The sequence below is a fragment of the Streptomyces sp. NPDC043685 genome (genome assembly GCF_056436585.1).
Genome location: NZ_JBWKCH010000005.1, coordinates 714793 through 723816, shown reverse-complemented (window position 1 = coordinate 723816; position 9024 = coordinate 714793). Strand labels below are relative to the sequence as shown.

9 protein-coding genes and 1 rRNA gene are annotated in these 9024 nt (G+C 68.7%); all 10 read left to right on the top strand.

Features of this window, described 5'->3' with window-relative positions:
- Nucleotides 1-91, top strand: a 5S ribosomal RNA gene (gene rrf / locus AC0665_RS20240); the annotation flags it as partial.
- A 107-nt stretch (nucleotides 92-198) separates the two neighbouring features.
- Complete coding sequence (gene clsA / locus AC0665_RS20235; RefSeq protein WP_363122503.1) at nucleotides 199-807, top strand: cardiolipin synthase ClsA; 609 nt, start codon at nucleotides 199-201, stop codon at nucleotides 805-807.
- A gap of 114 nt (nucleotides 808-921) precedes the next feature.
- Entirely contained in the window at nucleotides 922-3417 is a 2496-nt protein-coding gene (locus AC0665_RS20230) for a sugar phosphate nucleotidyltransferase (protein WP_468404892.1), read from the top strand.
- Nucleotides 3418-3514: 97 nt separating this feature from the next.
- Nucleotides 3515-4429, top strand: a complete 915-nt coding sequence (locus tag AC0665_RS20225) for a DUF881 domain-containing protein (RefSeq protein WP_478607936.1) — start codon at nucleotides 3515-3517, stop codon at nucleotides 4427-4429.
- A complete protein-coding gene (locus AC0665_RS20220) occupies nucleotides 4426-4758 on the top strand; it encodes a small basic family protein (protein WP_003988855.1) in 333 nt (110 codons plus the stop codon). Before AC0665_RS20225 ends, AC0665_RS20220 begins: the two co-directional genes overlap by 4 nt.
- A gap of 5 nt (nucleotides 4759-4763) precedes the next feature.
- On the top strand, nucleotides 4764-5675 hold the full coding sequence (locus AC0665_RS20215; RefSeq protein ID WP_478705485.1) for a DUF881 domain-containing protein: 912 nt from the start codon (nucleotides 4764-4766) through the stop codon (nucleotides 5673-5675).
- 61 nt (nucleotides 5676-5736) lie between these two features.
- A complete protein-coding gene (locus AC0665_RS20210; protein ID WP_468404898.1) occupies nucleotides 5737-6690 on the top strand; it encodes an FHA domain-containing protein in 954 nt (317 codons plus the stop codon).
- Nucleotides 6691-6742: 52 nt separating this feature from the next.
- The gene (ftsR, locus tag AC0665_RS20205) at nucleotides 6743-7480 is read left to right on the top strand and encodes a transcriptional regulator FtsR (RefSeq protein WP_478705484.1); all 738 of its coding nucleotides are present in this window, start codon (nucleotides 6743-6745) and stop codon (nucleotides 7478-7480) included.
- Nucleotides 7481-7565: 85 nt separating this feature from the next.
- Nucleotides 7566-8039, top strand: coding sequence for a bifunctional nuclease family protein (locus AC0665_RS20200; RefSeq protein ID WP_190897230.1), 474 nt, complete (start codon nucleotides 7566-7568; stop codon nucleotides 8037-8039).
- Between the two features lie 293 nt (nucleotides 8040-8332).
- On the top strand, nucleotides 8333-9016 hold the full coding sequence (locus tag AC0665_RS20195; RefSeq protein WP_468637970.1) for a MerR family transcriptional regulator: 684 nt from the start codon (nucleotides 8333-8335) through the stop codon (nucleotides 9014-9016).
- The last annotated feature ends 8 nt before the right edge of the window (nucleotides 9017-9024 follow it).

Here is a 9024-nt window from a genome sequence, read left to right as displayed (position 1 = left end):
GCCCGGTTACATTCCGAACCCGGAAGCTAAGCCTTACAGCGCCGATGGTACTGCAGGGGGGACCCTGTGGGAGAGTAGGACGCCGCCGAACAATTCTTAGAGCTCTGGCTCTCGGGTTAAGCCCGAGAGCCAGAGCTTTTTTGCGTTGAGGTAGGGTCAGGGGGCATCGTTGGCACGTTTCCCACAGGAGGCCCCCGGGTGGAGGTTCAGGAGACTCGCGTCCAGACGGACCGTGTGCTCACCATCCCGAACATCCTCAGCATGGCTCGACTCGTCGGCGTGCCCGTCTTCCTGTGGCTGATCCTGTGGCCTGAGTTCGGTGGGCCCAAGAGTGACGGCTGGGCCCTTCTGGTGCTCGCTCTGAGCGGCGTCAGCGACTACCTGGACGGCAAACTGGCCCGCCGCTGGAACCAGATCAGCAGCCTCGGCCGGCTCCTCGATCCCGCCGCCGATCGCCTGTACATTCTGACGACCTTGGTCGGCCTCACCTGGCGTGAGATTCTGCCCCTCTGGTTGACCGCGGTACTGGTCGCGCGAGAGCTCGTCCTGCTGGTCATGGTGGGCATCCTGCGGCGGCACGGCTATCCGCCGCCCCAGGTGAACTTCCTGGGCAAGGCTGCCACCTTCAACCTGATGTACGCCTTCCCCCTGCTTCTGCTCAGTGACGGAACTGGCTGGATCTCGTCACTCGCTGCTATTTTCGGATGGGCGTTCGCCGGATGGGGTACAACGCTGTACTGGTGGGCAGGAGTCCTCTACGTGGTACAAGTCCGCCGCCTGGTCCGTGCGGATGCCACGGCCGATTGAACTCCCGGATGGTCCTGCTGCCGTAGCGGAGCGATGGCCCGTGCTGGATAAGTGCGGGACAATCCTGGCGGGGGAGGTCGGCTAGACCGTCTCTTCGAGGAGGACGCTTCCGACATGAAGGCCGTCGTGATGGCCGGAGGCGAAGGCACGCGCCTTCGCCCTATGACCTCAAGCATGCCCAAGCCGCTCCTGCCGGTGGCAAACCGGCCGATCATGGAGCATGTTCTGCGGCTGCTCAAAAGGCATGGGCTCAATGAAACAGTCGTGACTGTCCAGTTCCTGGCCTCGCTCGTCAAGAACTACTTCGGTGACGGCGAAGAGCTTGGTATGGAGCTCACCTATGCCAATGAGGAGAAGCCACTCGGTACCGCCGGAAGCGTCAAGAACGCCGAAGAGGCGTTGAAGGACGATGCCTTCCTCGTCATCTCCGGCGATGCCCTGACGGACTTCGACCTCACCGAGCTCATCAATTTCCACAAGGAGAAGGGCGCACTGGTCACCGTCTGCCTGACGCGTGTGCCCAATCCGCTGGAATTCGGTATCACCATCGTCGATGAGGAAGGCAAGGTGGAGCGCTTCCTCGAGAAGCCCACCTGGGGCCAGGTCTTCTCCGACACGGTGAACACCGGTATCTATGTCATGGAGCCCGAGGTCTTCGACTACGTCGACCCCGACGTGCCCGTCGACTGGTCCGGTGACGTCTTCCCGCAGCTGATGAAGGAAGGCAAGCCCGTCTACGGCTACATCGCCGAGGGCTACTGGGAGGACGTCGGCACCCACGAGAGCTATGTGAAGGCGCAGGCCGACGTCCTCGAGGGCAAGGTCGACGTCGACATCGACGGGTTCGAGATCTCCCCGGGCGTATGGGTCGCAGAAGGCGCCGAGGTCCACCCGGACGCCGTTCTGCGCGGGCCCGTCTACATCGGTGACTACGCCAAGGTCGAGGCCGGCGCCGAAATCCGCGAGCACACGGTCGTGGGCTCCAACGTGGTCGTCAAGAGCGGCGCGTTCCTGCACAAGGCCGTCGTCCACGACAACGTGTACGTGGGACCGCACAGCAATCTGCGCGGCTGCGTGGTCGGCAAGAACACCGACATCATGCGCGCGGCGCGGATCGAGGACGGGGCGGTCATCGGTGATGAGTGCCTGATCGGTGAGGAATCGATCGTCCAGGGCAATGTGCGGGTCTATCCGTTCAAGACCATCGAGGCCGGTGCTTTCGTCAACACCTCGGTGATCTGGGAGTCCAGGGGCCAGGCGCATCTTTTCGGTGCCCGTGGTGTCTCCGGCATCCTGAACGTGGAGATCACGCCGGAACTGGCGGTGCGTCTGGCGGGCGCGTACGCGACGACCCTGAAGAAGGGCTCGACCGTCACCACGGCCCGCGACCACTCGCGTGGTGCCCGCGCGCTGAAGCGGGCGGTGATCTCCGCGTTGCAGGCCAGCGCGATCGACGTGCGCGACCTGGAGAACGTGCCGCTGCCCGTGGCCCGGCAGCAGACCGCGCGGGGCAGCGCGGGAGGCATCATGATCCGGACCACGCCCGGAGTGCCGGACTCGGTCGACATCATGTTCTTCGACGGGCAGGGCGCCGACCTGTCGCAGGGCAGCCAGCGGAAGCTGGACCGGGTGTTCGCGCGGCAGGAGTACCGCCGTGCCTTCCCCGGGGAGATCGGTGACCTGCACTTCCCGGCCAGCGTCTTCGACTCGTACACCGGGTCGCTGCTGCGGAACGTCGACACGACCGGGATCGCGGACTCCGGGCTCAAGGTCGTCGTCGACGCCTCCAACGGAAGCGCCGGCCTGGTGCTGCCCAGCCTGCTCGGCAAGCTGGGTGTCGACTCGCTGACGATCAACCCCGGTCTCGACGAGTCCCGGCCGACCGAGACGGCCGACATGCGGCGGTCGGGCATGGTGCGGCTCGGCGAGATCGTGGCGTCCTCGGGTGCCGCGTTCGGTGTGCGGTTCGACCCGGTCGGCGAGCGGCTCTCGCTCGTCGACGAGAAGGGCCGGATCATCGAGGACGACCGGGCGCTGCTCGTGATGCTGGACCTGGTCGCGGCCGAGCGGCGCAGCGGCCGGGTCGCGCTGCCGGTGACCACGACCCGGATCGCCGAGCAGGTGGCGGCGTACCACGGGACGCAGGTCGAGTGGACGACCACCTCGCCCGACGACCTCACGCGCGTGGGCGGTGAGGAAGGGACGATCTTCGGCGGTGACGGCAAGGGCGGTTTCATCGTCCCCGAGTTCAGCAGTGTGTACGACGCCACGGCGGCCTTCGTGCGGCTCATCGGCCTGGTGGCGCGCACGCAGCTCACGCTGAGCCAGATCGACGCGCGGATCCCGCGGGCGCACGTCCTGAAGCGGGACCTGGCGACCCCGTGGGCCGTCAAGGGGCTCGTGATGCGGCGGGTCGTCGAAGCGGCCGGAGACCGCTTCGTGGACACCACCGACGGTGTGCGGGTGGTGGAGACCGACGGCCGTTGGGTGATGGTGCTGCCCGACCCGGCCGAGGCCGTCACCCACCTGTGGGCCGAGGGGCCGGACGACGCCTCCGCGCAGGCCCTGCTCGACGAATGGTCGGCGGTCGTGGACAGCGCCGGCCGGTAGACGGGCTGCACGCGTGCGTGCCGGACAAGTGTCCCCAACGGGGCCTGTCCGGCACGCCGCAGGGCCCGTTCGGAGGTAGCGCTCGCGACATGCGACGATGTGCGGCATGCCGCAGCAACCCCCCATTCGGAGCACACCCGCGCGGCCCCGGCGCCCGGATGCGTCCATGTCGTTGCTCACCAACGTCATGGACCACAGCCTCGACGACGGTTACGCCGAGGCCGCCGCGCGCAAGAAGGCCGCGGGCGACAGCGGCATGCCGAAGACGCTCAGGGCGAAGCTCGGACTCGCCGCCGGCCTGGTGCTGGCGGCTTTGATCGTGACCGTCGGGGCGGCGCAGGCACGGGTCGCCGCTCCGGTCGTCGCCAAGGAGCGGGGCGAGCTGGTCGACCGCATCGACCGGGAGACCGAGGCCGCGGACAAGCTGGAGGATTCCGTCGACGAGCTGCGCGCGGACGTGAGCGCCCGCCAGCGCGAGGCGCTGAAGCACAGCGGGGGCAGCGCGGACTCCGACCTGACGGGCATCCTGTCCGGCGCGGTCGCGGTGCACGGGCCCGGTGTGAAGCTGGTCGTGAACGACGCCAAGGAAGCCGCCTCGGGCGGCGACGGCAACCCGCGCGAGACCTCCGGCTTCTCCGACACCGGCCGGGTACGTGACCGGGACATGCAGCGCGTGGTCAACGGGCTGTGGGAGTCGGGCGCCGAGGCCGTCTCCATCAACGGGCAGCGGCTGACGGCGCTGTCCGCGATCAGGGCCGCGGGGGACGCCATACTGGTCGACAACAAACCGCTGGTGCCGCCGTACACGGTGCTCGCGGTGGGGGACGGGCAGCGGTTGAGCACGCGGTTCCAGAACAGCGCCGACGGGTTGTACCTGCACGCGCTGCAGGAGAGCTACGGCATCAGGACAGGCATCTCCGTGGAGGACGACCTCCGGCTGCCTGCCGCGCCGAGTGTGACCGTACGTACAGCACAGCCGAGCATCGAGAAGAGCGAGAAGGGCACATCGTGATCGCCGTACTGGGCCTCGTGGTGGGAGTCGTGGCCGGCCTGTTGGTCCGGCCTGAGGTTCCGGCGGTGGTCGAGCCTTATCTGCCGATCGCTGTCGTGGCGGCGCTCGACGCCGTCTTCGGCGGTCTGCGGGCCATGCTCGACGGCATCTTCGACGACAAGGTCTTCGTGGTGTCGTTCCTGTCGAACGTGGTCGTGGCCGCGCTGATCGTGTTCCTGGGCGACAAGCTCGGCGTGGGTGCGCAGCTGTCCACCGGTGTGGTGGTCGTCCTCGGCATCCGGATCTTCTCCAACGCCGCGGCGATCCGCCGCCACGTGTTCCGGGCGTGAGGCCGATGAGCGAGCACGACGACAGGCCCGCAGAGGATCGGGACGGCACGCGCGACGGCGGTGCCGAGCCCGGGAGCAGGCTGCGCAAGGAGCTGCCCCAGGAGGTGCCCGCGGTGGCGCCACCCGCCCCCGCCGAGGAGACGCCGAGAGAGCCGGAGCCGGCCCCGCGACCGCAGCCGGAGGCCGAGCCGCGGCTGACCGGCCGGCAGCGGCTGGTGCAGGGAGTGTGGCCGCCGCGCATCACCCGGGCCCAACTCATCGTCGCGGTGCTGCTGTTCGGCCTCGGGTTCGGACTGGCGGTGCAGGTGGCCTCCAACAGTGACAGCGACAGCGCCCTGCGGGGAGCGCGGCAGGAAGATCTTGTTCGCATCCTCGATGAACTGGATGACCGTACTCATCGTCTAGAGGACGAGAAGCAAGGTCTCGAGAAGCAGCGTGACGAGCTGGAGAACAGCTCGGACCAGGCCGAGGAGGCCCGGAAGCAGACGATCGAGAAGGAGAGGCAACTCGGCATCCTGGCGGGCACCGTGGCCGCGCAGGGGCCCGGCATCACCATGACGATCCAGGACACGAAGGGGACGGTCGAGGCGGACATGCTGCTCGACGCGATCCAGGAGCTGCGCGCGGCGGGCGCCGAGGCGATCCAGGTCAACGGCGTACGGGTCGTCGCCGGCACGTACCTGACGGACTCGGGCAAGGGCGTAGGCGTCGACGGGAACAAGATCAACGCGCCCTATCGTTTCAAGGTCATCGGCAAGCCGCAGGACCTCGAGCCGGCGCTCAACATCCCCGGAGGCGTGGTGCAGACTCTCGAGAAGGAACAGGCCACCGTCACGATCGAGCGGTCGACCAAGATCGTCGTGGACGCCTTGCGAGCAGCGAAGCGGCCTGACTACGCTCGGTCGTCCTCGCAGTGAACCGGGGGTGCATGGGCGGCGTCGGGCGAGGGCATGAGGTTGCGGGGGGTCGGCGCACCGAATGGGCGGTGCGTGGTGGAAACTGTCTGGTGCAGACGGACGTTGTCAGGATGTCCGGGTCGGCCAGAGTGTTCAGTCAGGGTTCGTCCTGCCCCACGGGCGGGTCTGTTTCGGTCAAGGGGAATCGCCCGTGAAGTTGTTTGCGAAGTTGTTCGGCAAGAGCGCGCGAGAGGGCAGCGACAACGCCACCGCCCGTCATCGCGCACAGCCTGACGCGGAAGGCCAGCGACCGCTGTTCCGGGACCAGGTCGGCGGCCCGGGCGGCGATGTCTCCGGTGGTCAGGGCGCTTCGTCGGTTGACCCTGCGCAGCCCGGCGGAATAGGTTTCGGGCAGCCGTCAACCTCAGGTGCGGGTGGAGCGTTCTCCGACCCGTACGCGTCCAACGCCCCCGGTGGGCAGCCGCGGCAGGAGGATCCGATGTCGGCCCTGGTGTGTACGAGGTGCGGTAACCGCAACGGGGAGAACAGCCGTTTCTGCTCCAACTGCGGCGCGCCGCTGCGGGCGGGTGCGACGCCGGAGCGTCCGTCCGAGACGACTTCCACGATCTCCATCTCCGGTCTCGAGGCCTACGACAGCGAGACCACCGGCCAGACGCCGATGCCGACGCTGTCCCCCGAGGCGCAGGCGGCCGTCGACGCGCTGCCGCTGGGCTCCGCGCTCCTGGTGGTGCGCCGCGGTCCGAACTCGGGCAGCCGCTTCCTGCTGGACGGCGATCTGACCACGGCCGGTCGTCACCCGCAGAGCGACATCTTCCTGGACGACGTGACGGTCTCCCGGCGCCATGTGGAGTTCCGCCGCGGTCAGGACGGCTCGTTCACGGTGGCCGACGTGGGCAGCCTCAACGGCACGTACGTCAACCGCGAGCGGATCGACCAGGTCGCGCTGAACAACGGCGACGAGGTGCAGATCGGCAAGTACCGGCTGGTCTTCTACGCCAGCCAGCGGGGCTACTGACCGGGCTGCGTCCCGCGAGGCCCAGCGAAGGTCCGTCCGTCAGGGAAGGTCCATGCTGCAAACACCGAGCGGCGGTGCCGGACACGGCGCCGCCGCCACGGACAGCGGGCTGATGAGCATCGGCACGGTGCTGAACGTGCTGCGCGACGAGTTTCCCGAGGTGACCATCTCCAAGATCCGTTTCCTGGAGTCGGAGGGGCTCATCGAGCCGCAGCGGACCCCCTCGGGGTATCGCAAGTTCAGCGCCCGCGACGTCGAGCGTCTCGGGCAGGTCCTGAGGATGCAGCGGGACCACTACCTGCCTCTGAAGGTGATCCGGGAGCACCTGGCGGCCAGGGAGCGCGGTGATGCCGTCGCGCTGCCGGTCGTGGGCCGCCGGCGTGACGGTGAAGTGGTGCCCGAGCCGTCCGAGGGGCCCACAGCGGCCAGGATCGGCCGTGAGGAGCTGCTCGCCGCCGCCGGGGTCGACGAGCCGGAGCTCAAGGAGTGGGAGTCCTACGGGCTGCTCACCCCACTGGAGGACGGGTCCTACGACGCGGAGGCGGTCACGGTCGCCTCGCTCATCACCGAGCTGGGGCGATTCGGGATCGAGCCGCGCCATCTGCGTGTGATGAAGGCCGCCGCCGACCGGGAGGCCGGGCTGGTGGACCAGGTGGTGGCCCCGCTGAGGCGGCACCGGAACCCGCAGACGAGGGCCCACGCCGAGGACCGTACGAAGGAACTGGCGGGGCTGACGGTGAAGCTGCACGCCGCGCTCGTGCAGACGGCGCTCGGGGTCCGGCTGCCCTGACGAGGCGGTCGTTCGAGGGGCCGGATCAGGCGCCCTGTCCCGGCCCGACTACCCAAACGTCCCGAGCACGGCCTAGGGTTGCTGTGTGAACGAGCTCGATGTCGTAGGTGTCCGGGTCGAAATGCCCTCCAACCAACCGATCGTGCTGCTGCGTGAAGTGGGAGGCGACCGTTACCTCCCCATCTGGATCGGACCGGGGGAGGCGACGGCGATCGCCTTCGCCCAGCAGGGCATGGCTCCCGCGCGGCCGCTGACCCACGACCTGTTCAAGGACGTGCTGGAAGCGGTCGGCCAGGAGCTCACGGAAGTGCGCATCACGGACCTGCGTGACGGCGTCTTCTACGCGGAGCTGGTGTTCGCCAGCGGCGTCGAGGTGAGTGCCCGCCCGTCCGACGCCATAGCGCTCGCGTTGCGCACCGGGACGCCGATCTACGGCAGTGACACGGTGCTCGACGACGCGGGGATCGCGATCCCGGACGAGCAGGAGGACGAGGTGGAGAAGTTCCGCGAGTTCCTCGACCAGATCTCGCCGGAGGACTTCGGCACCAGCAGTCAGTGAGTTCCGCGGTCGGCGGAAGCGGTCGGAGCGGTGTGTGGGCGGCCCGGCGGACGAAGTGGTCCGCGGCGGGGCCGCCCGCCGTATGTGTGAGGGTGAATTGCCCGCATGTGCCCGTGGCGCATGAGTGCGTCACACGGCCCGTGCGGACCACATTCGGCTAGCCTTTCCCCGCGGTGGGGCACGGGAAACCACTCTCAGGGTGATTATCACTCGGCGTGGCGAGTGTGGCGATCGTTGACGCACCCCTGGTGACTGCCTACCGTCGAGAAGGCAGGTCAAGGACGGAGGTCGGCGTGAGAAGCAGCGGCGACGGTACGGCTGGGGGCGGCCCCGAGCGCAGTCTCAGGGCGAGCGGTCCGTACCCTCCCCCCGGCTCACGGGCCCTGGCGGGTGGGGGATGCCCCCAGCCCGGCGGTGCGGCCGATCACGCTCCGCAGCGACCGACAGCGGTGCCGAGCAGCGGAGGGACGACGTCCATGGCGTCCGAGCAGATCGGCTATCGCGGCCCCACGGCCTGTGCGGCCGCCGGTATCACCTACCGGCAATTGGACTACTGGGCTCGCACGGGGCTCGTCGAGCCGAGCGTGCGCCCCGCCCACGGGTCCGGGACGCAGCGGCTGTACAGCTTCCGGGACGTCGTCGTCCTGAAGATCGTCAAGCGGTTCCTCGACACCGGGGTGTCGTTGCAGAACATCCGCACGGCCGTCCAGCACCTCAGGGAACGCGGTTTCAGCGACCTGGAGCGCATGACGCTGATGAGCGACGGCGCTACGGTCTACGAGTGCACCTCGCCCGACGAGGTGCACGCCCTGCTCCAGGGTGGGCAAGGGGTGTTCGGGATCGCCGTGGGCGTGGTGTGGCGGGACGTCGAGAGCGCGCTGTCCCAGCTGCACGGCGAGCGGATCGACACCGGCGAGACCCTGGTCGGGCCCAACCCGGCGGACGAACTGGCGCGCCGGCGCAACCGGGCCGTCTGAGCCGTCCT